At 51.4% G+C, this 26,429-nt stretch carries 18 protein-coding genes; 8 read left to right on the forward strand and 10 right to left on the reverse strand.

Annotated elements, in window-relative coordinates; genetic code table 11:
- Window positions 1-19 precede the first annotated feature (19 nt).
- The 6 genes from LCH85_12630 to LCH85_12655 all read right to left on the reverse strand — a co-directional run bounded on the left by LCH85_12630 (window position 20) and on the right by LCH85_12655 (window position 13,311).
- Complete coding sequence (locus LCH85_12630) at window positions 20-718, reverse strand: 4'-phosphopantetheinyl transferase superfamily protein (GenBank protein MCA0352835.1); 699 nt, start codon at window positions 716-718, stop codon at window positions 20-22.
- Between the two features lie 170 nt (window positions 719-888).
- Window positions 889-6,336 carry an amino acid adenylation domain-containing protein gene (locus LCH85_12635; protein ID MCA0352836.1) on the reverse strand — a complete coding sequence of 1,816 codons (5,448 nt, stop codon included), beginning with the start codon at window positions 6,334-6,336 and terminating at the stop codon, window positions 889-891.
- Complete coding sequence (locus tag LCH85_12640) at window positions 6,333-7,646, reverse strand: glycosyltransferase family 4 protein (protein MCA0352837.1); 1,314 nt, start codon at window positions 7,644-7,646, stop codon at window positions 6,333-6,335. Before LCH85_12640 ends, LCH85_12635 begins: the two co-directional genes overlap by 4 nt.
- Window positions 7,643-9,532 carry a non-ribosomal peptide synthetase gene (locus tag LCH85_12645; protein MCA0352838.1) on the reverse strand — a complete coding sequence of 630 codons (1,890 nt, stop codon included), beginning with the start codon at window positions 9,530-9,532 and terminating at the stop codon, window positions 7,643-7,645. The genes LCH85_12640 and LCH85_12645 overlap by 4 nt, the downstream gene beginning before the upstream one ends.
- Before the next feature lie 245 nt (window positions 9,533-9,777).
- Entirely contained in the window at window positions 9,778-12,666 is a 2,889-nt protein-coding gene (locus LCH85_12650) for an FAD-binding protein (protein MCA0352839.1), read from the reverse strand.
- A 3-nt stretch (window positions 12,667-12,669) separates the two neighbouring features.
- Window positions 12,670-13,311: a cysteine hydrolase gene (locus LCH85_12655; GenBank protein ID MCA0352840.1), complete on the reverse strand. Its 642-nt coding sequence runs from the start codon at window positions 13,309-13,311 to the stop codon at window positions 12,670-12,672.
- 521 nt (window positions 13,312-13,832) lie between these two features.
- Between LCH85_12655 and LCH85_12660 the strand changes: the two genes are divergently transcribed.
- From LCH85_12660 to LCH85_12685, 6 genes are all read left to right on the forward strand, one after another.
- Window positions 13,833-14,162 carry a zinc ribbon domain-containing protein gene (locus LCH85_12660; GenBank protein MCA0352841.1) on the forward strand — a complete coding sequence of 110 codons (330 nt, stop codon included), beginning with the start codon at window positions 13,833-13,835 and terminating at the stop codon, window positions 14,160-14,162.
- A gap of 82 nt (window positions 14,163-14,244) precedes the next feature.
- Window positions 14,245-15,006, forward strand: a complete 762-nt coding sequence (cysE, locus tag LCH85_12665) for a serine O-acetyltransferase (protein MCA0352842.1) — start codon at window positions 14,245-14,247, stop codon at window positions 15,004-15,006.
- A gap of 25 nt (window positions 15,007-15,031) precedes the next feature.
- The gene (gene cysS, locus LCH85_12670; GenBank protein MCA0352843.1) at window positions 15,032-16,432 is read left to right on the forward strand and encodes a cysteine--tRNA ligase; all 1,401 of its coding nucleotides are present in this window, start codon (window positions 15,032-15,034) and stop codon (window positions 16,430-16,432) included.
- Window positions 16,433-16,621: 189 nt separating this feature from the next.
- Window positions 16,622-17,587 (forward strand): 50S ribosomal protein L11 methyltransferase, encoded by a 966-nt coding sequence (locus LCH85_12675; protein ID MCA0352844.1) that lies wholly within the window; start codon window positions 16,622-16,624, stop codon window positions 17,585-17,587.
- Window positions 17,587-18,330, forward strand: a complete 744-nt coding sequence (locus LCH85_12680) for a 16S rRNA (uracil(1498)-N(3))-methyltransferase (GenBank protein MCA0352845.1) — start codon at window positions 17,587-17,589, stop codon at window positions 18,328-18,330. The genes LCH85_12675 and LCH85_12680 overlap by 1 nt, the downstream gene beginning before the upstream one ends.
- Before the next feature lie 140 nt (window positions 18,331-18,470).
- On the forward strand, window positions 18,471-19,889 hold the full coding sequence (locus LCH85_12685; GenBank protein MCA0352846.1) for a S41 family peptidase: 1,419 nt from the start codon (window positions 18,471-18,473) through the stop codon (window positions 19,887-19,889).
- Between the two features lie 48 nt (window positions 19,890-19,937).
- Here LCH85_12685 and LCH85_12690 read toward each other — a convergent pair whose 3' ends face one another.
- From LCH85_12690 to pepF, 4 genes are all read right to left on the reverse strand, one after another.
- Window positions 19,938-21,116 carry a hypothetical protein gene (locus tag LCH85_12690; GenBank protein MCA0352847.1) on the reverse strand — a complete coding sequence of 393 codons (1,179 nt, stop codon included), beginning with the start codon at window positions 21,114-21,116 and terminating at the stop codon, window positions 19,938-19,940.
- A gap of 10 nt (window positions 21,117-21,126) precedes the next feature.
- Window positions 21,127-21,891, reverse strand: a complete 765-nt coding sequence (locus LCH85_12695; protein ID MCA0352848.1) for a hypothetical protein — start codon at window positions 21,889-21,891, stop codon at window positions 21,127-21,129.
- Between the two features lie 178 nt (window positions 21,892-22,069).
- Window positions 22,070-23,173, reverse strand: a complete 1,104-nt coding sequence (locus tag LCH85_12700) for an aminopeptidase (GenBank protein MCA0352849.1) — start codon at window positions 23,171-23,173, stop codon at window positions 22,070-22,072.
- A gap of 62 nt (window positions 23,174-23,235) precedes the next feature.
- Window positions 23,236-25,047 (reverse strand): oligoendopeptidase F, encoded by a 1,812-nt coding sequence (pepF, locus tag LCH85_12705; protein MCA0352850.1) that lies wholly within the window; start codon window positions 25,045-25,047, stop codon window positions 23,236-23,238.
- A gap of 231 nt (window positions 25,048-25,278) precedes the next feature.
- On the opposite strand from pepF, the gene LCH85_12710 reads away from it, so the two are divergent.
- Window positions 25,279-25,797: a hypothetical protein gene (locus tag LCH85_12710; protein ID MCA0352851.1), complete on the forward strand. Its 519-nt coding sequence runs from the start codon at window positions 25,279-25,281 to the stop codon at window positions 25,795-25,797.
- Window positions 25,798-25,883: 86 nt separating this feature from the next.
- Window positions 25,884-26,405, forward strand: coding sequence for a hypothetical protein (locus LCH85_12715; protein ID MCA0352852.1), 522 nt, complete (start codon window positions 25,884-25,886; stop codon window positions 26,403-26,405).
- Window positions 26,406-26,429 lie beyond the last annotated feature (24 nt).

Here is a 26,429-nt window from a genome sequence, read left to right on the forward strand (position 1 = left end):
AAAATTGGGCCTCAACGATTTACTCAGCCACTCCCATCCACTCGCGCTGCTGCACAAGTATTACGTCCTCCGAGCTTGGGTAAGCAAGGGCGGCGGCGTAGCCAGCAGGCGCACTGAGCGGCTGAACATGCCATTGATCGACGGTGTTTTCGCGGTTCCATTCAAGGGCTTGGGCAATTTCTGGTTCGATCGAGACGGCAAAGCTGGAGAGTGGCAACGAAAGGCCCATGCCATGGGCTTTGATATAGGCTTCTTTGCGTGTCCAACAGCGAAAAAATGCAGCAGTCTGATCATCAGCATTCAGCACGGCTTGGCGTTCGCTAGGGGCAAAATAATGCTGAGCAATCCCTGCCAAGTCGTCAAGCTGGCGTTGTTCTTCGATATCTACGCCGATGGTAGCAAGTTGGCTGAGGCCAAGTAGGCCGTAGTTGCCAGCATGTGAGAGGTTAAAGCTCAAATCGACCTCGGCCAATAAGGGCTTGCCATAGTTGTTTTGGCTAAATTCAAGGCTGCTTGGGTCGCGGCCAAGGTATTCGGCCAAAATCAGGCGCATTGCTCCACGGCAAATCGTGTAGCGCACTTGATCATGCTCGAAATGAAAACGCAGCGCCCGCGATTGCTCCTCGGTGTTGAGCACAGCCCAAAAACGGCTACGTTGGGGGCGCAGCCGCGTTAAGTCGAGGAGCCAAATGTCGATTGTGTTAGCAGTTAAGAGCATAGAACATAGAGCATAGAACATAGGATCATTTGATCCACGAAGGACACGAAGCGCACGAAGGAAGAATTGGCTGTAGGCTATTGGCTCTAGGCTTTGGATCTCAAGTTTCTAACCAGTTTCCGATAGCCTATCGCCTGAATCCTAGTGCCTCATCCTTCATCCCTCATCCTTCATCCTTTCATCGTCACGGCGATTATACCATCGGCTTGGGCTTGAATCGTATCGCGGTCGCTGGCAATTTCAGCGTCAGGGATGGCATCAGGCAGGGCATCTTCCATGTAGCGTAATGGGTGATAGTTGAAGCCGATCAAGGCCCAAATTGCCGCACCTAAACCAACCACTACCATCAACAGGCCAATCCCGCGATCAGGCCCAACTCCGAAGAGCCAACCCAAACTGCTGCTGAGTGCACCATTTGCTTCGAGCAAAGGGCCAAATAGTTTATCGGCCAACGGCCCAGCCAGCCAATAGCCCAACGGGATGCTGAGCATGGCCAGCATTTGGTTGGTTGCTTGCACCCGCCCTTGTAGCTCTAGGCCAACTTTGGTTTGGATGAGCACTTGCCAGTGGGCGTTGACTAGCGAAATTGCAAACCACATGCCAAACATGGCCAAGGCCACCAACCATACCGAAGGCCGCAACCCTGCTAAGGCAATGAAAAAGCCTTCGAGAATGACGAAGCCAACCATGCCCTCGGCGCGGCGCTGCAAGCCGCCCCATAAGCTCATAAATAAGCCGCCGAGGAAGCCGCCCAAGGCACAAGCTGCGCTGACAATGCCTAATTCGGCAGGCCCACCAAACGAGAGTACCAACGGACTCATGCTAATGCTGGCGATGCCAAACCAGATGTTGCCCAAGGCGAAAAACAGCACCATCGCCACTAAACTTGGGCGCTTGATGATATATTCCCAGCCGCGCACAATTTCGCGCAGCAATGGCTCCTCGCGCTTGTGATAGAGTGTGTTGGGGAAGCGTACCAAGAACAATACCCCAATTCCCAAGCTGAACGAAATGAAGTCGAGCAAAAAGACTCCGCCCAAGCCAAAGAAGGCCACCATGCCGCCTGCAATAAACGGCGCAATCAGCCCGCCCGTGGCTGAGCCAAGCTGAATCACGCCGTTGGCATGGCCCAGATATTGTTTGGGCACAAGTTGGGTCATGGCTGCGGCATACGCTGGGCGCTGGAAGGTTCCGGCAATCGAGCTAATCGCCGCCGTGAGGTAAATGTGCCAAACCTCAAGTTTATTGGCCCATAGCAGCATGGCAATTACAATTGTCGAAAGCGCCGAAATTGTATCAGCAATAATCATAATCCAGCGCCGATCCCAGCGGTCGGCGATTGCTCCAGCCAATGGCGAAACCAGCAAACTTGGTAGCATTGAGGCAATCGCGGTAAAGGCAAAATCGCTGACTGTGCCAGTTCGTTGGTAGATCCAAATGCCCAAGGCGAAGCTCGATAAACTTGAGCCAAGCATCGAAACTAGCTGGCCCAAGGCGACCATAAAGAAGATTCGTAGGCTGGGCATGCTGGTTTTGTGCGATTTTGATTTGACTGCCGCTTGAATTGATCGTGGTTGTTGCCATTGCTCGGTTTGTTGCTCGATGATTTGACCCAATTCGTCGGCTTGATGTTTGAGAAAATAATGGCCAGCGTGGGGAATTACATGCAACGTGACGTTATTGCTGAAATATTCCCATTCGCGGTAGCGCTCTTGGTAATATTCGGTTGCCCGATCCATCTCGCCGATGATACAGGCGATTGGGGCTTTGAGTTGTTGCGGCTGTTTTTGGGCAAAGGCTTGGGTGAAATAACGCTCAACTTCACGCGCATCATGGCGCAAACTGCGCATTACAAAGGTTTGTTCTGCTTGATCGACAATTTCGGTGAAGCCACCCAACGCGCGGAGAAAATCGCGATATGTCCGATCCGACATCCAACGATCGGCGGGCATAAGTTTGTTGAGCCATTCAAAGAAGCGGCCTGGCACGCGGGCCGCCGGAAAATTGCCACCGAGCACAATCCCCTGAACTTCGCGGCCTGCTTGCTCCAACAAGCGGCCAATTTCTACGGTCATGGCGCTGCCAACACAATGACCATACAATACAATTGGCCCTTGGGTTTTGGCTTGAATTTCGCTGGCAAGCTGATTTGCCACCACTTCTAAGGCTTGCAATGGCTCGTCGGGGCGGCTGAAATCGTGGCCAGGTAGTTCGGCGGCCAATAACCGATAGCCCTTGGGCATGGCTTGGGCCAATGGTTGATAGGTGATCGCGCTGCCGCCACCATAGGGAATTGCCACAATCGTGGTGTGCTGTTTAGCCTGTGCTTTGGTCAATTCATAGAGCATGCCGCCGCTCTCAGCGCTGCTTGCACCCAAGAGATGAGCGGCCAATTCGCGCACTGTCGGATATTTGAACAGTGTCATGACGCTGACATGGCTGCCAATTTTGCGCACAACCCGAATTGCCTTAAATGATTCGCCGCCTAAATCGAAGAAATTATCGTCGATGCCAACCTGATCAAGCCCCAAAACCTCGGCCCAAATTTCTGCCAATTCATGTTCAGTGGCGGTTTGCGGCGCAACATAGCTATCGAGATTGCGCTCGTTGCTGGGGGCGGGCAAGGCGCGGCGTTCAATTTTGCCATTGGGGTTCAACGGCAATCCATCTAATTCAACAAAGGCAGTTGGCACCATATAATCGGGCAAACTATTGCGCAAGGCCTCGCGAATGCTGCCGATATTCAGGCTTTGGCCTGCTTCTGGCACGATATAGGCGACCAAGCGCTTATCACCTGGTGTGTCTTCGCGCAAAATCACCACGCTATTGGCAACCTGTGCCTGAGCCTGAATCGCGGTTTCGATCTCGCTTAACTCGACGCGATAGCCACGAATTTTGACTTGCAGATCGATCCGGCCCAAAAATTCAATCGCACCATCAGGCTGGTAGCGTACCAAATCGCCGCTGCGATAGAGTCGTGCTCCGGCTTCGGCACTAAATGGATTGGGCACAAAACGCTCGGCAGTCAGATCGGGCCGCCCGATGTAGCCGCGCCCTACGCCAGCGCCGCCAACGTAGAGTTCGCCTGGTACACCTTGCGGCGTTGGTTGCATTCGGCGATCGAGCACATAAATTTGCACATTGCCCAGTGGTCGGCCAAGTGGCACGGTACTGCTGGGGTAGCGCGGTTGGCTGGGAATCGGGTAGGTCAGCATCGAAACCGTGGTTTCGGTTGGCCCATAGTGGTTTTGCAGTTGCACACTAGGCTGAAGTTGGCGAATATCTGCCAGTTGCTCCCAAAGGCTGGCTTCGCCCGCCAAAATCAAGCGCTGCTTGGGAATTACATCGGCCAAGTTTTTCAAGCCGCGCATGGCCTCGAAATGGCTGGGCACAAGTTTCATCACATCGATACGATGCTGGCGAAAATAGGCTGCAAAGGCTTCGGGATCGGTGGCGCGTTCATAGGCCACGATGTGTAATTCGCCGCCACTGCACAAGGCTCCATAGACGTTGGTAGTGCCAAGGTCTGCCGCGAAGGTCGAAACCAAGGCATAGCTCCAGCCATCTTCGGCTTCAATCCGTTGCAATAAGCCTTGAATATAATTGACATAATTGCGGTGCTCGATCGCTACGCCTTTAGGGCGGCCAGTTGATCCAGAGGTAAACAGCACGTACATCAGGCTGCGTGGATCAAGCGCCAAATTCAAGTTTTGGGTTGGCGCTTGGGCAATCGTCGGCCAAGCCTCATCAAGGCAAAGCACCTCAAGATCAAGCGCTGGCAAATCGGCGGCTAGATCGGCGTGGGTAATCAGCATACTCACCGAGCCATCTTCAAGCATGGCGCTGATACGATCTTGAGGGTAAATTGGGTCGATTGGCACATACGCCGCGCCCGCCTTGAGAATCCCCAAGGCTCCCACCAACAAATCCAACGAACGATCAATAAACAAGCCAACTCGCATATCGCAGCCAATGCCGCGTTGATGCAAGCTATGCGCTAGTTGGTTGGCGCGTTGATTCAGTTCGGTGTAGCTCAGGGTTTGGCCTTCAAAATGCAAGGCTGTGCGCTCTGGCACTCGCGCCGCTTGAGCTTCGAACAAACTCACAATTGAATCGACGGCTGGATAATTGGCGCTGGTGCTGTTCCAGGTTTGCAGCAATTGTTGGCGTTCGCTGCTGCTCAGCAAAGGCAAATGCTCGATGCAGGCATCGGGATTGGTCACCGCATATTCCAACAAGCTATGGAAATGGCTGGCCATGCGTTCGATCGTGCTGCGCTCAAACAGATCAGTATTGTATTCGAAGGTGGCACGATTGGCGGCTAAATTCAGATTAATATCAAATTTAGCGCTGCCAGTTTCAATTGCCCCGCCAAATTGCAAGCCAAATTCACCTGAATCGACCGTTTGAATGCTGGTAGTTTGATGCACAAACAAGGCTTGGAATAGCGGGTTATGGCTCAAACTGCGTTCGACTTTGAGCACATCAATCAAGTGCTCAAGCGGCATATCTTGATGCTCAAAAGCGGCCAATGAAGTTTGGCGCACTTGAGCAATCAGGCTACGAAAGCTGGGTGAGCCTGTCAGATTAACCCGAATTGGCAAGGTATTGACGAAAAATCCAATTAAATCTTCGATTTCGCGGCGGGTGCGGTTGGCAATCGGCGTACCAATAATTAAATCGCTTTGGCCCGAATAGCGATAGAGCAAAACCTGAAAAGCCGCCATAAATAGCATAAATGGCGTGGCTCGCTCTTGGCGGCTCAAGCGCTCAACCGCCTCGACCAAACTCCAAGGCAGATGATATTCGACGGTTGCCCCAAGGTCGCGTTTGACCGCTGGTCGCGCATGGTCGGTTGGCAAATTGAGCAATGGTAGCGTGCCGTTCAATTGTGCTTGCCAAAAATTTAAATGTTGCTGATAAACTTCCTCAAGCACATAACGTTTATGCCAAACCGCAAAATCGGCATATTGAATGGGCAGTGCTGGTAGCTCAAGTTGCTCGCCACGTAACCCCGCTTCATAGAGTTGGCCAAGCTCGCGCAACAAGACCCCAATCGACCAACCATCGCAAGCAATATGATGAATCGTCAATACCAATTCAGCGTGATCATCAGCCGTGTGCAGCAACAATCCCCGCAGCATTAAATCCTTGCTGAGATCAAACGGCTGCTGACTGTGGCGTTCGATCTGCTGCTGGCGTTGGCTGGCTTGCTGCTCGTTGCTCAAATTCCGCAGATCTAAAATTTCTAAATTCAGGCTACGGAATGGTTGAATGACCTGCATTGGCTCGTCGTTGAGCACTTCGATTGTGCTCCGCAGCACTTCATGGCGCTGAATAATTTTATCAAGACAAGTTTGCAGTACAGAAATATTAATTTCACCAGCAATGCTGAATGTGGCTGGGATGTGATAAGCGGCGCTTTCTGGTTGCCACTGGCTTAAAAACCACAAGCGTTGTTGGGCAAACGAAAGTTCAAAGGCTGGACGTTCGCCGACGCGGGCCAGCGCTGGAATGCTGGGCACTGGCTTGGCGGCTTGGCGTTGGCGCAAACGTTGGGCCAACAAGGCGCGGCGTTCGGGCGAAAGATCTTCAAGCTGGCGTGCGACTTCGGTCATACTTGCTCACCTCGGCGTTGTTTCAAGCGTTGAGCTAAGAGCGCTCGTTGTTCCGCAGGCATGGCTGCCAACTGGGCGGCTCGTTGCACTTTGGGGTCGGGAGTCAAGCTTGGCACGACGCTAGTTTGGCGTGGTTGCAGGTTGAGAAAATAGCGTTCGAAATGTTCGATGCCAATGTTGTTGATAAAATTGAGGGCAGCGGCTTGCGACCGTTGCGCCAAATCGTTGTAATGCTCACGATCATTCAGCAAACGGCGCAAGGTGGTTTCCCACGGCGTAACATCTTGGGCGGGCACAACTGGAATTGCCGTATAAACTTTGGCTGAAATGCTGCTATATTCGCGAATTTGGGTGACTGGCAGCAGATATTCCACGCCCAGTTTGGCTTCGGGCAAGCCGCCAACATCACTCGCCAGCACTGGAATGCCACGCAACATCGCATCAACCACCACTTGGCCAAACGATTCGCCCCACAGCGATGGCACCAGCAGCACCTTGACATGCTTGAGCACCTCGTTCATATCGGGTGAGGGCTGAATAAATTGCACATTCGGCAGGGCTTCGAGAATCGCCCGATCTTTGCCAGTGGTTGACCACGTTGGTACGGCAGCAAACTGCACTTCGGGCATGCGCTGGGCTAATTCAATAAAAATTGGGCTGCCCTTGAGCATCGACGGATTGATCATCGTGACCGCGCCTTGATCGAAGTTGGCAAGGAACGGGAACGGGCCTGCGCCATACGATGGAAAGCGCAGCACGGTCGAATCGAGATTGCCCCATTCTTTGGCGTAGCGTTGTAGATATTCGCTGACACAGATTAAATCGGCCATTTGTTGTAAGGTACGGGTTTTTGTGGGGTCGTCAACGAAGCATTCGGGGCCAAATGGTAGAGTTGCTTGGCTATGCGAGAGAAAAATAGCGCGGCCTGGATTGGCTTCGTGCGCCACCTCGACCCATAAAAATGAGCGATCTTCGGTGACAATCGTCCAATCGATGTTAAATTCGTTAGTAATTCGGTGAATGAGTTTGGTGAAGAAGCTCAGTGAGCCGCCTGAGGCATAGACATCAACCCCATTCATGTGGTAATGCACCATATCGGGATGGCTGGCATCGACCACCTGAATTTGGCGTTGTTCAAGCTGATTGAGCAACTTTTCTTTGCCATTCTTTTCGCGATTTTCTTCCAGCGGGTAGAGCACGATACATTTGTGGCCGCGCTCGACGAGGCCTTCCATCAAGAAGCGATTGGCTTTATGTGCCCCGCCAGAGACGAACAAATAATCAAGCGGCTGAATCAGCAAAAAGTTCATGCGGTGAGCGCTCCTTCATCAGCTAACAAGGCTTGAATTTCTTCATCAGAGAGGCCATCGAGTTCGTTCAACAGGTCGGCAAGTTCGGCATCATCGGCATTAGCAATTTGATATTGCTCGATCAACTGGGCAGTGGCGGCGATGGTTGGCTCAACGCCAAGCAAGACTGAGAGCGGAATTTCCACCGCAAACGTGCTGCGAATCGCTGAAACAATTTGGGTTGCCAACAGCGAGTGGCCGCCAGCATCAAAGAAATCATCAAGCACGCCAATGTTGGGAGTATCCAAAATATTTTCCCAAATCGCGGCGATCTGCTGTTCAAGCGGCGTGCGTGGGGCAACATAATTTTCACTAACGGTCAGCAAGGCAAAATCTGGTTCAGGCAAGGCTGCTAAATCGAGCTTGCCATTGGGCGTGCGTGGCAATTCTTTCACGACGGTATACGAGAGCGGTACCATATATTTGGGCAGCATGCTCTCCAAATAGCGGTAAATATCGCGATAGTAGGGCATAACTTCGCCGTGTAACACCAAATACGAAACCAAACGCTCGGTCTGGTTATGGTCGTGATGCAGCGTGACCACGGCGTGGCGCACATTGGGGTATTCCATCAACAGCATTTCAATTTCGCCTGGATCGATGCGATAGCCGCGATGCTTAATTTGATGATCGATGCGTCCGCGAAACTCAAGGCTGCCATCGCTCAAGCGTCGCACCAAATCGCCAGTGCGATACATGCGACTGCCCGATTGCTCGCTCCATGGATTGGGCAAAAAGCGCTCGGCAGTTTGATCGCCAAGGCCAAGATAACCATGGGCCAGGCCAACGCTGCTGACCAATAATTCTCCCACCGCCTCGCCTTCGACCAAATTTAAGTGCTCATCGACGATATAGGTTTGGCTATTGCTGATGGCATTGCCAATGCTGACGGCCATGCCATAGCGCAAAGGCTGGCTCATGGTGGCGCAAACCGTGACTTCGGTCGGGCCATAGGCATTGATAAAACGCCGGTTTGTGCCCCAACGGGCCACAATTTCAGCGGTGCAAGCCTCGCCTGCTGAAACGATGGTTTGTAAATTGGGCAAGTCGCGTGGATCGAGCAACGCTAGGACTGAAGGCGGCAGGGTGGCAACCGTAATGTGGTGATCACGCAGGGTTGTCAATAAATCTGGTCCGGGTAAAAGATCGTTCGTTGGGGCTACAAACAAAGTTGCAGCCTGAAAAAAAGCCGTCAGCATCTCAGAAATCGAAGCATCGAAGCTGGGCGAGGCAAATTGCAAAATTCGTGATTGGCTGTTGATGCCGAAGCGCTCGGTTTGAGCAGCCGCCAAATTGGCCAAACCGCGATGCGGCACGAGCACGCCCTTAGGCTTGCCAGTCGAGCCAGAGGTATAAATGATATAGGCCAGATCGTCGGGTGTAAGTTGATGTTCGGGAGCATGGCTTGGTTGTTGTGCCAGCTCAGCGGCTAATTGCTCAAAAATATGCAATTGTTGCTCAGGAAACTGGCTGGCGGTGAGTTGAGTCGCCAGTACCAAACTCGCGCCACTGTTGCCCAACATATATTTAAGCCGTTCTTGGGGATAACTCGGATCAAGCGGTAAGTAGACAGCGCCCGCCTTCCAAATCGCTACGGCGGCGATCATTGCCTCAACCGAGCGCTCAAAGCATGCGCCAACTGTCTGGCCACGGCGCACACCTTGGCGGTGCAAATAATGAGCAAGCTGATTGGTACGCTGTTCGAATTCAGCGTAACTCAACTTGAATTTGCTGGTAGCAATGGCAATAGCCTGTGGCGAATGCTGGGCGTGCGTGCTGATAACATCATGCACAAAAACTGTGCCTGTGCGGTCGGCGGTGATCGGCGCTAATGTCGCTATTGACATAACACGGCTCCTTCGCATCGTTTTAGATTGTAGTTTTAGAATTGTTGCGATGCCTATGGAGCAGCGATAGCCTCAGCGCAACCGCCAAATAGCCCCGTAGGCAGGGCATGGTGATCGGTTAGGGGAATCATTAAATACACACGACTCTTCAAGGCCATACTATACGCCAAAGCCATGGCTTTTGTCAATTTGTTGGATGAACAAACAATTGAACAAATATGAAAATTCCTACGATTGCTTGTAGCTTAATCGACTAAACAATCGGCCAAAAAAACAATCGGATGCTGAGCGATTACACCTGTGCCAGCCTCAATTTGATGACGACAAGACATGCCAGCGGCGAGAATTGGCTGTTGGCTGCTGCGAACCGCTGGAAATAGGCGTTGTTCGCCACAAGCCAGCGAAACTTCGTAATGTTCGCGTTCATAGCCAAACGAGCCAGCCATGCCGCAACAACCGCTCTCAATTTCGTGGACTGCTAAGTTTGGCACGAGTCGCAACATCGCCAAGAGTGGGTTGGTGCTGATCAAGGCTTTTTGATAGCAATGACCATGGACTAAAACCTGATCGGCTGGTCGTTGCTTTTTCCAATGCCACGTCACGCCCTCAGCTGCCAGTTTGACTAAAAATTCTTCGATGAAATAGCTTTGCGCCGCCACGATTTTGGCAGCGTTGGTCGTCACCAGCGCTGGATATTCATCGCGAAAGCTGGCGATACAACTTGGTTCTAGGCCAATAATTGGCACGCCCAATTCGGCAAATGGCGCGAGTAGTGCGATGTTATGCTCTGCATTGGCCCGAGCTTCGGCCAACATTCCCTTGGAAATTAATGGCCTGCCACAACAACGCCGTTCTTCGATTAAATAAACCTTGTAGCCCGCCGCGCTGAGAATTTTAACCGCTGCTTGGCCGATCTGAGGTTCGTTGTAAAGTGTAAAGGTATCATCCCAAAGAATTAGCGGGCCACGCGGTGCAGCGTGAGTTTGGCTTTGGCGTTTAAACCATGTCCGAAATGAGCTATTTGCCAAGGCTGGCAATTGCCGTCGTTGATCGATGCCCAAACTGCGATCAAGTAGCCAACGGGTGACTGGTTGAGCCAACAGCCAATTATTCAAGCGTGGAACCAACATGCCAAGTTGGTTGATTTTGGCGATTTGGCCAAACAAACGGCTGCGCCACGGTACGCCATGAGTTGCTTGATACTGGGCTAGCCATTCCGATTTGAGCCTCGCCATATCAACAATCGATGGGCATTCGCGTTTACACGCCTTGCATTCAAGGCATAAATCCATGGCCTCGTGCAATTCAGGGCTGCTCAAACCATCAGCACCAAGCTGACCAGTCATGGCTGCTCGCAGCGCATTGGCGCGGCCACGGGTCGAGTTGGCCTCGTCGTGAGTCGCCATATACGATGGACACATTACGCCTGCATCATCTTTGCGGCAAACTCCTTGGCCATTGCACATCTCGACTAAGCCAGCAAAACCACCATCAGGCGTGAAATCGAAAAAGGTTACGCTGGGCGCATGCGGCGTTTGGTAGCTGGGGTTGATGCGCAGGATTTCAGGTTGCCATGGCTGGGGTGCAGCCAAAATCTTGCCTGGATTGAAGATTTGGTTTGGGTCGAACAATTGCTTGATTTCGCCAAAGGCTTGGTGCAATGCTGCGCCATACAATTGTTGATTGAAGGCGGAGCGGGCTAAGCCTTCGCCATGTTCGCCCGTGGTTGTGCCGCCAAGGCTAATCGCTAAACTCGCAACGGCCTGCGAGATTTGAGCCATCTGGGCCAAACCCTGCTTAGTTTTCAAATTAATTAATGGATTGATGTGCAAGCAACCAACCGAGGCATGGGCATAAAATGTGGCTTCAGTGCCAGCTTCGCGGCAAATTGCTTCAACTCCACGGGCATATTCGGCCAAGTGAGCGACTGGCACGGTTGCGTCATCAACAAAAGCTAGCGGCTTGGCATCGCCACGTTGGCTCATCAACAAACCTAAGCCAGCCTTGCGCACTGCCCAAACATTGGCAATGGCAGTGGGCGTGGTTTCGCGCACTATCAGGCCAGTTTCGCCCAACGCTCGTAAATGCGCTTCTAAGGCCGCATCGTTGGCAGCTAATTCAGTGGAATCGGTTCCCGCCCATTCAACAATTAAGACCACGCGTGGTTCGCCCACCACAAAGCTCAGGCGCGAACCGTACTCAGGGTTTTGGCAGGTCAAATTAATAAAATAACGATCAAATAATTCGACCGCGCTTGGGTTAAAGCGCAACATTTCGGGTACTAAAGCCAAAGCTCGTTGCAGATCATCAAAATGCCAGAGTGCTAGCCGTGTGACCTTTGGTCGGGCTACCAAACTAAGTTGGGCGGCAACCGTCAAGCCGAGTGTGCCTTCGCTACCAACCAAAATTGGCACAGCACTAAATAGTTGTTGTTGCTGTTGGCGTTGCAGCATGCGCTGGAGATTGTAGCCCGCGACATTGCGCCAAACTTGCGGGTAATCGCGCTCAATGTTGGGGGCATAACGCTCAACAATTTGGCCAATTTGAGCTTGAATCTGCTGCTGACGCGGATTATTGGCTGAGTGGGTTGACCAAATCGCCAGCGAGCTATCATCTAAAATCGTTTCCATGGCGAGGGTATGATCAACAGTCATGCCATAGACAATTGAATGCGAGCCAGTTGAATTATTGCCGAGCATGCCGCCGATCGTCGCCGAAGCACTCGACGAAGGGTCGGGGCCAAACATCAGGCCATGCGGTTTGAGGAAATTATTCAAACGGTCGAGGGTGCAGCCAGCTTCAACCCAAATTTGGCGACTGCCTGGATCAAACTCACCAATTTGACCGAATGAATGCGAGAGATCAACAATAATTCCCGCGCCAATGGCTTGACCCGAGAGGCTTGTGCCACCGCCACGCGGCACAATTGGCACATGGTAACGTTGAGCGATTTCGACGATTGCCTGCAAATCGGCGCGATCACGCGGAATAACCACCGCTTTGGGCATGACGGCGTAGGATGAGGCATCGGTGCTATACAGCGCACATGTCAAGCGGTCGGCGTGAACCTTGCCACGAACCGACCGCTGAAGTGCAGCCAAAACCTCAGCCTGAAGTTCTGCTGCGTGGCTCATCGATTAATAGCCGCGACTAGCATTAACCATGGCACTGCGTCCGCTCAAAATTTCGAGGAATTGCTGGTGATCCATGGGATGCGAGAACATTGGATAATCTTTGCTGATTGCGCCTTGTTGCTCTTCGGCGCTGGTGGCGGCTACACAATCGGTCAGGGTGATCACGTTGTAGCCACGTTCATAGCCTGAGCGCATGGTCGATTCGACGCAGCAGTTGGTCAAAAAGCCCGCCAAAACCAAGTTGGTCAAGCCCCGACTGCGCAAAATAAAATCAAGGTTGGTGCTGGCGAAGGTGTCGAGGCCACGCTTGCCCTCGATCACAATATCGCTGCTTTCTGGAGCCAGCACATCAACCAATTCCGCGCCCCAAGTGCCCTTGCGGAAGGCGTTGTTATCGACCACGCCCTTGAGAATGCCATAGGGATGGCTAGTAATTTCGCGGTAGCCTTCGGCAAATGAAATTGGGGCATGAATGATCGTCACGCCTGCCTCGCGGGCTTGTTTGACCGTTTCGATCGCGTTGGCCAGCATATTGGTGGCTTGCATACTTTCGGCGACAGCGCCGTGGAGCGCCCCGCCTTCCGAGGTGAAATCGTTTTGAAATTCAATCAAGACCAGTGCGGTGGTGGATGGATCGATCTGCATACTATCTCCCTTGTGGCTGAAATGGAGAACGCTGATCGGGCGGCATTAATGTGAGCTACATTGCCCAAGCCCATTATCACAAAGAACCAATTGAAGATCAAGAGTGGAAAAGGATGAAGGATGAATTATGAAGGATGAAGATGAGGGATCAGGGGCTAGGGGTCAGAGGTCAGGCATTGAGGCGAGGTTTTAACGCAGAGGCGCAGAGTGTTGAGAAGGATGAATGATGAGGGATGAAGGATGAGGGATGAAGGATGAAGGGATATGCTCTCCACATTGAGCTTGAAGTTCTTTGCGATCTTCGCGATCTTCGCGGTTTCAACCCTTCGTGCGCTTCGTGTCCTTTGTGGATCAAAACCGATCCCCAACCTCCAACAACCGACCCCCACCTAATGTTCTATGTTCTTTGATCTATGTTCTTCCGTCCGGTTGATCAGCAACCATAATTACGGTAAAATGAGCTAGAGTGCCTTTTGGGGCTTTATTGCGTTAAACTTTCATCCTGTCGGAGGTATGGTAGCGTGCCAACCTATGTGTATGCGTGCCAAGCATGTGGCGCACAATTCGAGCAATTTCAACGCTTCTCTGACGAGCCGCTGACCATCTGTCCGCGCTGTCAAGGCATGATCAAGCGTGTGTTTCAACCGGTTGGCGTGGTATTCAAGGGTAGTGGATGGTATATTAATGATAGTCGTTCAGGCAATAACAATAGCGCTAGCAGCAAATCAAGCACTCCAGCACCAGCCAGCAGCGATGCTAGCAGTGCCGCGCCTGCCGCTGCTACCAGCGAAAGCAAGCCTGAAGCACCCAAAGCCGAAGCCAGCAAATCAGAATCATCGGCTGCGGCCTAAAGCGACATTCAAGAACCCAAGGTACTTGGCTTAAGGCTAATGGCCTTGGGCTTTCTTTTTGTCTGCGAAAGGAAGGATCATTATGCGGCATTGGTGGCGTTTGGTTCGCGAAGATATTCGGACAATTTTACACAATGATCCTGCTGCTCGCTCAATTTTTGAGGTGCTGCTCTACCCAGGCTTTCAAGCGGTGCAAATCCATAGGCTGACCCACTGGCTTTGGGGTCTGAACTTGCCGTTTATTCCGCGCTTGCTCTCGCAAATTACGCGCTTTTTCACCGGCATTGAAATTCACCCCGGGGCCACAATTGGCCAGCGCCTGTTCATCGACCATGGCATGGGCATCGTGGTTGGCGAAACTGCGATTATCGGCGATGATGTGGTGATGTATCAAGGTGTGACCCTGGGTGGGACGGGTAAGGAAACAGGCAAGCGCCACCCAACCATCGGCAATAATGTGGTGATTGGGGTGGGAGCCAAGGTGCTGGGGGCAATTACGATCGGCGATGGCGCTCGGATCGGCGGCGGCGCGGTGGTGGTTAAACCTGTACCCGCCCATTCGACTGCGATTGGCGTGCCTGCGCGGGTGGTCGCCACCCGTGATCCCCAAACGGGCCAAACCAACCGCGTCGAAATGTTGCCCGACCCTGAGGGCGCGATGTTGCGCTCCTTGCACGAATCAGTTCAACATTTAAATCAACGGGTGGTTGAGCTTGAAAGCGCCATGGGCAGTCAAGCTTATCATATTGCCGCGCTCAGTGCCCAACGCACCAACGGCGATGATCCCTTCGATTGCCTTGATGATTTACAAAGTTACGAGATGCACTACGCTGACGGTATTTAATTTTTTGTGTTGAGGAGCCACATCTATGGCATTAGCAATTTACAACACGCTTACCCGCCAGACCGAGCCGTTTACACCGTTGGTTGCTGACCATGTGTCGATGTATGTCTGTGGGCCGACGGTGTATTCTGATGCCCATATTGGCCATGCCATGTCAGCGGTGGTGTTCGATGTGGTGCGGCGCTATTTGGAATGGTCGGGCTACGCCGTGCGTCATGTGATGAATTTTACCGATGTTGACGATAAAATTATTCGCCGTGCCAACGAGCAGGGCCGCGATCCCATGGAATTGGCCGAGAGCTATACGTTGGCCTTTCTTGATCAATTGGGCCAATTGAATGTGCTGCCCGCCACGGCCTACCCCCGTGTTTCCACTACCATTCCGCAAATTATTCAATTTATCGAAGGCCTGATTGCCAAAGATGCAGCCTACCACGCCAGCAATGGCGATGTGTATTTTCGGGTACGAGCCGACGAAGATTATGGCAAACTTTCGCGTCGCGCTGTCGATGATATGCGCTCTGGTGCTCGAATTGCTCCTGATGAAGCCAAAGATGACCCGTTAGATTTTGCGCTGTGGAAATCGGCCAAACCAGGCGAGCCAGCTTGGGCAAGCCCATGGGGCCAAGGCCGACCTGGTTGGCATATCGAATGCTCAGCCATGAGTTTGCACGAATTAGCTGAGCAAATTGATATTCATGGTGGTGGCAACGACTTGATCTTCCCCCACCACGAAAATGAAATTGCCCAAACCGAATCATTGACTGGCAAAAATTTTGCCCAAGTCTGGATGCACAATGGCATGTTGCAATTGGCTGGCGAGAAAATGAGCAAGTCGCTGGGTAATTTGATCACAATTGATCAATTTTTAAGCGAGCACTCTGCCGATATTATGCGCTTGCTGGTGCTTTCTGGCTCGTATCGTGCGCCATTGGTTTATAATGATGAGGTTTTGGCTGATACTCAACGCAAACTTGAGCGCATCATGTCGGCGTTGAAACCAGCCCATGGTACTGCTAGCAGCGGCCCAGTCGTTGAAACGCTGAACGCAATTGTTGCCAAAGCTCCAGCCGATTTCCGTGCAGCAATGGACAGCGATTTCAACAGTGCAGCAGCCTTGGCGGTTTTGTTTGATTTGGTGCGTTCGATCAACGCTGCTCGTGATGCAGGCGTTGGTGGCGAGCCATTCGCAGCAGGTCAAGCCCGTTTACGCGAATTAGCTGCGGTGCTCGGCTTACGCTTAGAAGCGCCCAGCGCCAGCAAAACCGATGCTGCGCCATTTATCGAATTGTTGATTGAATTACGCACCGAGTTGCGTAAAGCCAAACAATGGGCACTCTCCGATTTAGTACGCAACCGCCTGAGCGAGCTTGATGTCCAACTCGAAGATGGCCCCAACGGCACAACCTGGACGGCGAAAGGATGAGGGATGAGGGATGAGGGATGAGGGATGAGGGATGAGGGATGAGGGATGAGGGATGAGGGATGAGGGATGAGGGATGAGGGATTTATTGCGACGTTTAATTATTTTGTCTATCAAAAAAAGGAGTGACAGGCTGAGGAATGATATTCATACTTCATCCCTCTTCCTTCATCCTTCTAAACAGGGGTTTTTATGCAGTGGCTCGAACTGAGCGTGACCGTCGATACCGAAGCGGTCGAAAGTGTGTCGGAATTATTTGCCCAATATGGCTATAACGGTGGTGTGGCCGTCGAAGAGGCGATCATTCCATCGCCCGACTCACCTGAATATCAAATTGATACCAATAAACCCGTGATTGTGCGCACCTACCTGCTGGCCAATGAGCAAGCCGCCGATGCCCAAACCCAGATCGAGCGCGGTTTGTGGGTGCTAGGCATGATGCGCCCAGTTGGCGATTTGCACGTTAAAACCATCGCTGAGGAAGATTGGGCCAATGCGTGGAAGGAGCATTATCGCACCCGCCGCATCGGCCAACGCTTCGTGATTGTGCCCTCGTGGCTGGAATACGAGCCTGCCGAAAACGACGTTGTACTGAATCTCGATCCAGGCATGGCCTTTGGCACAGGCTTGCACCCCACCACCCAGCTCTGCCTTGAGTTGATGGAATTGATCGAATTTAACAACACCACAGTGCTTGATCTTGGCTGTGGCTCAGGGATTTTGGCGGTTGGCGCGGCCAAACTTGGCTCCCAACGGGTTTTGGCGTTGGATACCGACCCAATCGCGGTGGAAGCAACTGCTGAAAACGCCCGCATCAATCATGCCGAAACCTTGGTAACCGCCTTGGAAGGTAGCTTGGGCGATGCACCCTTGGAGCATTGGCTCGGCTGGGAAGGCGCACAACTTGGCACGCCGCAAAGCTATCGTCACCACAACGAGTTTGATGTGATTTTGGCCAATATTTTGGCGAAAGTGCACGTTGTGTTGGGCAATGATTACCTTGCGGCGCTCAAACCAGGCGGCGTGCTAATCACATCTGGCATTATCAACGAGCGCGAAGCTGATGTGGTGGCCGCGTTTGACGCAGTTGGCTTAGAGCAAGTTGAACGGCGTACCCAAGGCGATTGGGTCGCTTTTACCCATCGCAAACCAGCCTAATGAAAAATACCTACCGCTTTTTTGTGCCCGCCGAGGCGATTCAGGGCGAAACGTTGGCAGTGGTCGAGCGCGAATTGCTGCACCAATGGAACAACGTGCTGCGTTTGCGCGTTGGTCAGCATATTGCTTTGCTCGATGGCCTTGGTATGGGCTATATTGCTGAATTGACTAGCCTGAACAAGCGTGAAGCGCAGGGGCGGATTTTGCAACGCTACCCAGCGAACGGCGAGCCAAGTATCAATGTGACACTTTATTTAGCCCTGACCCGTGGCGAACGCTTTGAAATTGCCTTGCAAAAATGCACCGAATTGGGCGCAACCGCCTTTGTGCCCTTGCTGTGTGAGCGTTCGCAAGCCGATGTTTCTGCCACCAAACGCGAACGTTGGCAACGAATTATTCGCGAGGCGGCTGAGCAAGCAGGCCGTGGGCGTTTGCCAAGCTTACACGAAGCCCAAACTGTGGCCCAAGCCTTGCCTCAAGCCCGTGGCCATTTGCTGTTAGCCGAAACTGGTCAGACCTTGTCGTTTAAGTCAGCTTTGGCTTTAGAACCACGCCAAGAATTAGCAATTTGGAGCGGGCCTGAGGGTGGTTGGAGCGACAACGAGCTTGAGGCAGCTCGCCAAGCAGGCCTTGTCAGCGTTAGTTTAGGCTCGCGCATTTTACGGGCTGAGACGGCTCCAATTGCCGCCTTGGCCGCGATTATGTTTCAATTTGATCAATGGTTTAGCCCAAATTCGTGCTAGCATGAACCATAGCCTGAGCGGCAACGCGGCCCATCCATTCGATTGCTAATGCCAACCTAACCTACAACTAGGTGCTTAAGTTGTACACTGCTATACAGGCTGGATTAGCCTAGGTTAAATTGCATGAAACGAGGTTTTCTATGAGCGAATTCCAGCCCACGTCGGGCGGCGGCTCAGCAGCATCATCAAAAATATGGGTGGTGTTGAGTGGGATTGTTGGAGTCTTGTTGGTGGTCGCAATTGCCCTGGGGGCTGGCTATTATTGGGGAAGCACCTCGAAAGAACAGGTGATGACGGCAGCTAATCAAGTTTTAGCGACCGAAACTGCCATGATTATGCAAGCTACCGCTCAGGCGTTGCCACCTGCGGGCGCTGATAAAGATTTTCAGACCTTTTGGGAAGTTTGGAATCTGGTCAATAAAGAGTTTTATCATACCGAGCCAATCGATGAAAAGCAAATGATGTATGGCGCAATTCGCGGCATGCTCCAATCGCTTGGCGATGATTTTACTGGCTTTCAAGAACCCGAAGCCGCCGAACGTTCACGCGAGGATATGCGCGGCAATTTCGAGGGTATCGGCGCTTATGTCGAATATAAAGAAGGCCAGATCTTAATTGTTTCGCCGATTGAAGGCTCACCTGCTGAAAAAGCCAATGTGCGAGCTGGCGATATTGTGGTCGCGGTCGATGGCAAGCAAATTAGTGAAGTAATTGAGAATCTTGAACGCGATCAAGCGCTGTCTGAAGCGATTAAGCTGATTCGTGGCCCCAAAGGCTCACAAGTCGTGATCACGGTCTATCGCACCAGCGAAGAAAAACAAATCGATATTACAATCGTGCGCGATACGATTCCATTGATCAGTGTGCGCTCAACCATGATTGGCGATATTGGCTATATTCAATTGAGCGAGTTTAAGCAAACCTCTTACGATGAATTAGACCAAGCGATTGCCAAACTCAAGCCCAATAATCCTAAGGCGATTATTTTTGATTTGCGGAATAACCCAGGCGGTTATGTTACCCAAGCCCAAAATATCCTTGGTCGCTTTACCAAAGATGGCGTGACCCATTATCAAGAAAATAGCAATGGAGTCCAAAAGGAATATCGCACCTTGCAACAAGGTACGCCGCAGGAGTTGTTTGATATTCCGGTCGTGGTGCTCGTGAATGGTGGTTCGGCTAGTGCCTCAGAAATTGTCTCTGGCGCAATGCAAGATACCAAACGGGCAACCTTGATTGGTGAAAAAACCTTTGGCAAGGGTTCAGTTCAAAGTGTGCATACCCTGACTGATAAGTCGGAAGCCCGTATTACCGTGGCCCATTGGCTAACTCCCAACAAGCGGGCGATTCATACCTTGGGGATTACGCCGGATTATGTGGTGCCATTCTCGGATGATGCAGCTCAATATCCGGTTGAATGTATTTTGAATCGCACCCCAGCCGATGGCGCAACCAGCTGTGCCGATTCACAATTGTTCTGGGCGCTGAAGTTCTTGAACGAACAACAAACGCCACCACCACCACCAACTCCTACCATTACGCCAACTCCTGGCAAATAGATAGCCATAAAAAAACGCCCGCTCAAGCTTGAGCGGGCGTTTGATGTTTTAGCGTTGTTGGGCCGCGTATAAATCGCGTGGAACCATTTGGAAGCTGCTCCAGTGCGATGACATTAACGGGTCGTCTTCGTCGCGGGGTAGGTGATGGAAGGTAATTCCATACCAAACGATCGGGTCAGTCAGGGTTTGGTTATTCACGAAACCACTGACATCATCGGCACAACCACTACCATCGTTGTGTGAAACCCACCGTTCACAAGGGTTATTTTCGGTCACATACACATCATTATTGGTCCATGGCTCGAAGGTTGGCCCACGGAATACATGATCTGAATTGCCGATCAACTCATAGGAGATCACGTGACCATCGGTGTTGGTGACCGTTTTGTTCTTGACCCGCCATGAGCGGAAATTTTCAGGGTTGACCTTAACTGCTGTTTCGGTCGTGTAATCTTGCAATTGAAGGTTGCGCTGAGCAGCACCGCTCGAATCGAATTCGATTTGCTCAACCACATTGTTGGTATTGCCACCAAGGGCAAAATCGATCCGCCAGTAGTAATTGTGAATGTGCGATGTACCATATTGGCAGCTACTGGCATCGATTTTCCAGCCATATTTGGCGACATTGGTACATTTTTGCAACTTACCAGTCGCACCAATGCCTGGCTCAATCGTGGCATCATCATGAAAAATCCATTGGCTAACATAGTTATATGCACCAATATGCGAAACCGAGCGTAATACCAAGGCCGAGCCTTGTTTGACTTGGGCATAGTATTTGTAGGCATAGCCAGTTGGCACAACTGTCACACACAGTACATTCCGGCTGTTATTTTGAATCAACGTGCCATCGGGGCAATCGGCTGCCACCATGTTATTCATATGGCCGCCACCCAAACCATAATCCGAGAGATCATGGAAACGAGCAGTGTTATCGTCATAGGGTACGTGAATTTGGGCCAAATTGATTTGATTGATCACCGAAATTTGGCTACCGCCTGGTGGCGTATAGCGGATACTGCGCAACACGATGCCTTCGCTGCTGCGTTCTTCCCAACATAACATCCAATTAGCGCCATTTGCCAAGGTTTTATTAATGGCGAAACTGCCACCTGAGCAGCGGTCGCGGGTCTGGGCAGTGGCTTCTTGCTGAGTCTGGGTGCTAAACAAACTGACTGCAATTAATAGCATCCCTAGCAGCATGCCCCAACGTGCTGAAAGCTTCATCACCAAACTCCTAACGATTCAAACTAACCACAAGGCCATTCGAGAGATCGACAATCGGGGTGCTACTGACCGCCCATTCATTATCGGCACTGAGCAACAATTGCACACAACGATTTTGTTGGCAACTTCGCAGCACTGCGGCGTTATCAATTTGGGGTTCGGCGATATACACAAAACCAGCAGCACGCAGTTGGCTGGCTGTCGTCAAGCTCTTTTTCGTCAAGGCTTGGTATTCACCGCGTAGTTGTGGCCCAAAAGTTGGATGATCGAGCACTAATTGTAAAGCGCGAGCAGTTTCACGATCGGTTGGGTGGGGTTGGCTGCCACGGGCTTGCTCTAAGGCATCAACTTTGCCTGTGCTGAGATTGACCAACACAGCGACCAAGCTGTTTTTGGCATAATCGAAAATCAGCACATCGGCACGTCGTTGCCATGAACCCTTATCATATACGGCTTGGATTTCTTCGTGGCGTTCGGTTTTGACGAACTCCAACTGGGCATCAGCAGGTACGGCCTTGTTTTCAACAAATTTGCCGCGTTTGGCTTGCCATTCAGCTTGGGCTAGCTTTTGGGCTTGTTCGATTTCGGCTAGCGACAGTGGATCATAGCCAGCCCGATTGCTCTGGTTGGCAATTTCGACTTTACCAGTGGTGATGTTCGGGGCGGCGGTGGCCTGCGGATCACGCCGCAGATAGACGATCAGCAGGGCGATCAACGCGCCGCATGTCAGCCATGCAACGTTTTTGAGCACTGCCCGTGAGCGAGATACGACCATCGGACTCTCCTTACAGCAGAAATGGTTCAATAATCAAGCAGCCGCATTGCGATGGGCGTTGGGCCAGAAACCAACATAACCCAGAACGTGCGTCACTGCCTGAACGATAGCCTAAAGGGTATGAACAGTGCTGTTCATACCCTCGAACATGCTTTAGTTGGGAGGAAAAAGGGAAAGTTTAGACCACGAATGTGCCATTTTTTTGGAACAATTGACCATCGACATAAACTTCGCTGTTTTGACGTAAATCGCAAACCATGTCCCAGTGGATTGCCGATTGGTTCAAGCCGCCAGTTTCAGGGTAGGAAGCGCCGACTGCCATATGGATTGTACCACCCATTTTCTCATCGAATAAGATGTTACGGGTGTAATTTTTGATGTTGGGGTTGGTGCCAAAGGCAAATTCGCCCAAAATCCGTGCGCCAGCATCAACATTCAACATTTGCTCAAGGAAATCTTGGCCGCTCTTGGCCGTTGCCTTGACAACTTTACCAGCTTCGAAGGTTAATTGCACATCTTCGACTTCGCGTCCATTATAGATCGCTGGGAACGAAAAGCGTACAATGCCATTGACGTTGGTTTCTTCGGGGCCAGTAAAGAACTCGCCATCAGGGAAGTTGGCATCGCCTGCACAGTTGACAAAACTGCGCCCAGCAATTCCCAGTCGAATATCGGTGCCTTCACCTAGGATATGCACTTCGCGCTTATTTTGCAAGTAATTGATCAAATGGGCTTGCATATCGTGAAGTTCTTGCCATTTGGCGATTGGGTCGGCTTCGTTCAAGAAACACACGCCATACACAAAATCTTCAAAATCGGGCAAACTCATGTTGGCATCTTGAGCCAAGCCCTCGGTTGGAAAGAGTGTAACACACCAGCGAAAATCGCCAGCATGGGTGCGTGACATCAATTTGCCCATCAATTCGCGGCGCGATTTTTGAAATACCGATTGGCGTTCAGGGTCAACATGCGAGAGTTCGCGGGTGTTGCTTTGAGCATCGATCCGAATCCGCACATCGGCAGTTTCAATCCCCAAACGATCGTAGGGCGAGATCCATTGCAATTGCTTATCGTTGCCATGATTGAGCAAAATTCGCGAAAGCCCAGGCATCACCGTGTGAGCAACGGGATGCCCGCCAGCCAGCAAAATTTCGCGATACATTGCTTGAACTAAGGGCGCAGCAGCAGGCTCACTCTGCAAAACCACCAATTCGCCCTCTTTGATTTTCATCGAATAATTGACCAACGTATGAGCCATTTTGAGAACCCGTGGATCGGCCATGCCAACTCCTTACACAACACAAGCACTCGCCCTTCACAACGAAGGGCGAGCATGAAAGGCGATTAGGCGGTTAATTCATCGAGTTTGGTCACCAAATCGCCGAAGCGATTCATGGCGCGATGAATTGGATCGGGGGTGGTCATATCGACCCCGGCTCCTTTGAGCAGATCGATTGATGATTTGGAATTACCACCCCGCAAGAAGTTGACGTAGTTTTCAGCAGCACCAGCGCCTTCGGTCAAAATCTTATCGGCCAAGGCCAAGGCAGCTGAGATGCCAGTGGAATATTGGTAGACATAGAACGAGCGATAGAAGTGGGGAATCCGTGCCCATTCAATATCCAATTCTTCGTCAATAACCAATTCGGGGCCATAGTATTGCTCGATCAAACGACGATACAAGGCGCTAAGGTTATCGGCAGTCAGCGCTTCGCCTTGCTCGACCATGCGATGGGTTTCGCGCTCGAACTCGGCGAACAAGGTTTGGCGCAATAACGTGCCGCGAATATCATCAATTTGCTGGGTGACCAATTGCAAGCGCAAAGCTGGGTCATCGCTGGTTTTGAGCATATACTCGGCCAGCAAAGCCTCGTTTAAGGTTGAAGCGACTTCGGCCACAAACAAAGTGTAATGGCCATAGGTGTAGGGTTGATATTTACGGGTCATCAACGAGTGCATCGAGTGACCAAGCTCGTGGGCTAGGGTAAAGAGACTATTCAAATTATTTTTGTAGTTCATCAAAATAAAGGGCTGTGAGGTGTAACAACCCCAGGAATAGGCTCCCGAGCGTTTATTTTTATTTTCGTAACGGTCAACCCAGCGTGATTCTAGCCCATGGCCAAGGCTTGAGCTATATTCGGCCCCAAGTGGCTCCAAGGCGCTCAAAATCAACGAAGCACCTTGTTCAAAGTCGATTTTGGTTGGGGCTGCGCCGTTTAATGGTACAAACCAATCGTAGGCATGCAGGCTATCAACTCCCAAAATGCGCTTGCGCACTGCGCCATAGCGATGCAATTTGGGCAAGTGCTCATGGACTGTGCTGATCAAATTGTCGTAGACGCTCATAGGAATTTCTTTTGGTTTTAAACTGGCATCTAAGGCTGAATCGTAGCCACGCGCCTTGGCATAGAAAATATTGCTGCGCACGTTGGTCGCATAATTGGCCGCCAACATATTACGAAATTGGCGGTAGGTGCGGTGGATACTCATAAAAGTGTCGCGGCGAATGCGTTGGTTGGGGTTTTCCAGCAACACTGCATAGCGACCCATCGTTACTTCGAGCGGCTTGCCCTGTTCATCTTCAATCGGCGGGAATTTGAGGTCGGCATCGCTAAACATGTTGAAGGTGGTTTGAGCGCCGCGGCTAATCTCACCACTTTGGGCTAATACCTCTTCAACTTCGCCTGAACGGGTGTGTTGGCGCAAACGAATTTGCTCTTCTAAGTCGCGGCGATAAAGTTCGAGGGCGGGCAAACTGCTAATGTAGCCCAGAATTTGCTCATCGGAAAGGGCTAAAAGCTCTGGCTCGTACCATGAGGTGGCGGCACTAACTTTAATTGAGAGGGCGGCAGCGCGTTCTTCGAGGGCTTGGTAATGTTGGTTGGCGGTATCTTCGTCGGCGCGTAGGCTGGCGTAGACATAAATTTGTTCGAGCACCATGCCAAGGGCTTCTTGGGCTTGAAAGACTGCCAACAACGCCTCAGGACCATTGGCGAGCGTGCCTTGCAAGCTGGTCAAGGCTGGCAGCAAAGCGTTGCTAATTCGTTCAACATCAGCCTCCCAAGCCGCTTGGTCTGCATAGAGACTACTAATATCCCAAGTGTCTTCGGCGCTTACTTCCTCGCGGGTTGGAACCTGTTCTTCAACCATGGTCATGAGGGATTCTCCAGTTTCATGTCAATGCTTCAGTGTTGCACCATTGCAGCACTGCTCCAGCAGGCGTAATGATCAATGGATACGGTATGCTGATTTTAGCATAAACTCGGTGATTTGTACTACCCGACTTTTGGCTGAACTGCTGTTAATTTGCTGCAAATCTGCTACTTGGTGCAACCGCCTGTCGCTATAGTAAAGCAAGATCGATTATTCAAGCAAAGCGAGGGTCTGATGGACTATCACGTTCCGACAATTGAACCTGCTGGCGCAGTTCGTTGGCAACGCTGGTTTTGGCGCAGTTGGGGGCGGCTGATTCTGATGGCGATCACAACAAATCTTGTTGGAGTGACGGTGACCAACCTGCTAGGATGGCTGTGGCTCAGCATCTGGTTTGGCCATAACCTGCCTAAGCGTGAGCTTTGGGAAATCTTGGGCATTAGGCGATATGATTCATATGCCTCAACAGGGTTGCTCATGGGGCTATTTTTTGGATTTTGGATTAGCGTCTTCACGACCTTGCTGCTGAGGAAAAAACTACCTAAACGCTACCAACTCTTTTGGTTTGTGCTGCATTATATGCTAGGAGCTGTGGTTGTGGTGGTTGGGGGATTTTCGCTAATCCACTTCAAGTATCCAACCATTATTAACTTTCGGCTGCAATACATCGTGTATCTGCCACTCTCGAGTTTTATTGTGGCTAGCGGCCTGGTTGGCTGGCAGATGCAACGCTGGCTCAAGCGTGAGCACTAACACTGGAGCCTGTATTAATTTGCTGCCATTACTTCGCATAACCCACTGTCTAAGCTGCTTGATTCATATACAAAAGTGAGGGTCTGATGGACTATCACGTTCCGACAATTGAACCTGCTGGCGCAGTTCGTTGGCAACGCTGGTTTTGGCGCAGTTGGGGTCGGCTGATTCTGACCGCAATGGTAACCAGTCTTGTTGGGTTGACGTTGAGCAACTTGCTGGGATGGCTGTGGCTCAACGTTTGGTTAGGCAATAAATTATCCATCCGTAGATTGTGGCAGATGATCGGTAGTGGAATGTATGATTCATATGCCTCAACAGGGTTGCTCATGGGGCTATTTTTTGGATTTTGGATTAGCGCCTTCACGACTTTACTGCTGAGAAAAAAACTACCTAAACGGTATCAACTCTTTTGGTTTGTGCTGCATTATATGTTTGGGGCTGTGGTTGTGATGGGTGGAGGGTTAGCGTTAATCCACCTCAAGTATCCAGAAATTACGATCTTTCGATTCCAAAACTTATTCGAGCTGCCGATAGCAAGTTTTATCGTAGCTAGCGGCTTGGTTGGCTGGCAGATGCAGCGCTGGCTCAAGCGGGGCGAATCCTAGTGCTAGCGTTTAGATTGATCGAAC

It is taken from the genome of Chloroflexota bacterium (assembly GCA_020161265.1).
Taxonomy (GTDB): Bacteria; Chloroflexota; Chloroflexia; order Chloroflexales; family Herpetosiphonaceae; genus Herpetosiphon.

Coding starts and splice junctions, on each gene's coding strand:
- LCH85_12675 (MCA0352844.1), top strand. CDS start 16,622: ATGCAGTGGCTCGAACTGAGCGTGACCGTCGATACCGAAGCGGTCGAA.
- cysS (MCA0352843.1), top strand. CDS start 15,032: ATGGCATTAGCAATTTACAACACGCTTACCCGCCAGACCGAGCCGTTT.
- LCH85_12695 (MCA0352848.1), bottom strand. CDS start 21,891: ATGGTCGTATCTCGCTCACGGGCAGTGCTCAAAAACGTTGCATGGCTG.
- LCH85_12690 (MCA0352847.1), bottom strand. CDS start 21,116: ATGAAGCTTTCAGCACGTTGGGGCATGCTGCTAGGGATGCTATTAATT.
- LCH85_12635 (MCA0352836.1), bottom strand. CDS start 6,336: ATGACCGAAGTCGCACGCCAGCTTGAAGATCTTTCGCCCGAACGCCGC.
- LCH85_12655 (MCA0352840.1), bottom strand. CDS start 13,311: ATGCAGATCGATCCATCCACCACCGCACTGGTCTTGATTGAATTTCAA.
- LCH85_12685 (MCA0352846.1), top strand. CDS start 18,471: ATGAGCGAATTCCAGCCCACGTCGGGCGGCGGCTCAGCAGCATCATCA.
- LCH85_12715 (MCA0352852.1), top strand. CDS start 25,884: ATGGACTATCACGTTCCGACAATTGAACCTGCTGGCGCAGTTCGTTGG.
- LCH85_12680 (MCA0352845.1), top strand. CDS start 17,587: ATGAAAAATACCTACCGCTTTTTTGTGCCCGCCGAGGCGATTCAGGGC.
- LCH85_12650 (MCA0352839.1), bottom strand. CDS start 12,666: ATGAGCCACGCAGCAGAACTTCAGGCTGAGGTTTTGGCTGCACTTCAG.
- LCH85_12640 (MCA0352837.1), bottom strand. CDS start 7,646: ATGAACTTTTTGCTGATTCAGCCGCTTGATTATTTGTTCGTCTCTGGC.
- LCH85_12710 (MCA0352851.1), top strand. CDS start 25,279: ATGGACTATCACGTTCCGACAATTGAACCTGCTGGCGCAGTTCGTTGG.
- cysE (MCA0352842.1), top strand. CDS start 14,245: ATGCGGCATTGGTGGCGTTTGGTTCGCGAAGATATTCGGACAATTTTA.
- LCH85_12700 (MCA0352849.1), bottom strand. CDS start 23,173: ATGGCCGATCCACGGGTTCTCAAAATGGCTCATACGTTGGTCAATTAT.
- LCH85_12645 (MCA0352838.1), bottom strand. CDS start 9,532: ATGTCAATAGCGACATTAGCGCCGATCACCGCCGACCGCACAGGCACA.
- pepF (MCA0352850.1), bottom strand. CDS start 25,047: ATGACCATGGTTGAAGAACAGGTTCCAACCCGCGAGGAAGTAAGCGCC.
- LCH85_12630 (MCA0352835.1), bottom strand. CDS start 718: ATGCTCTTAACTGCTAACACAATCGACATTTGGCTCCTCGACTTAACG.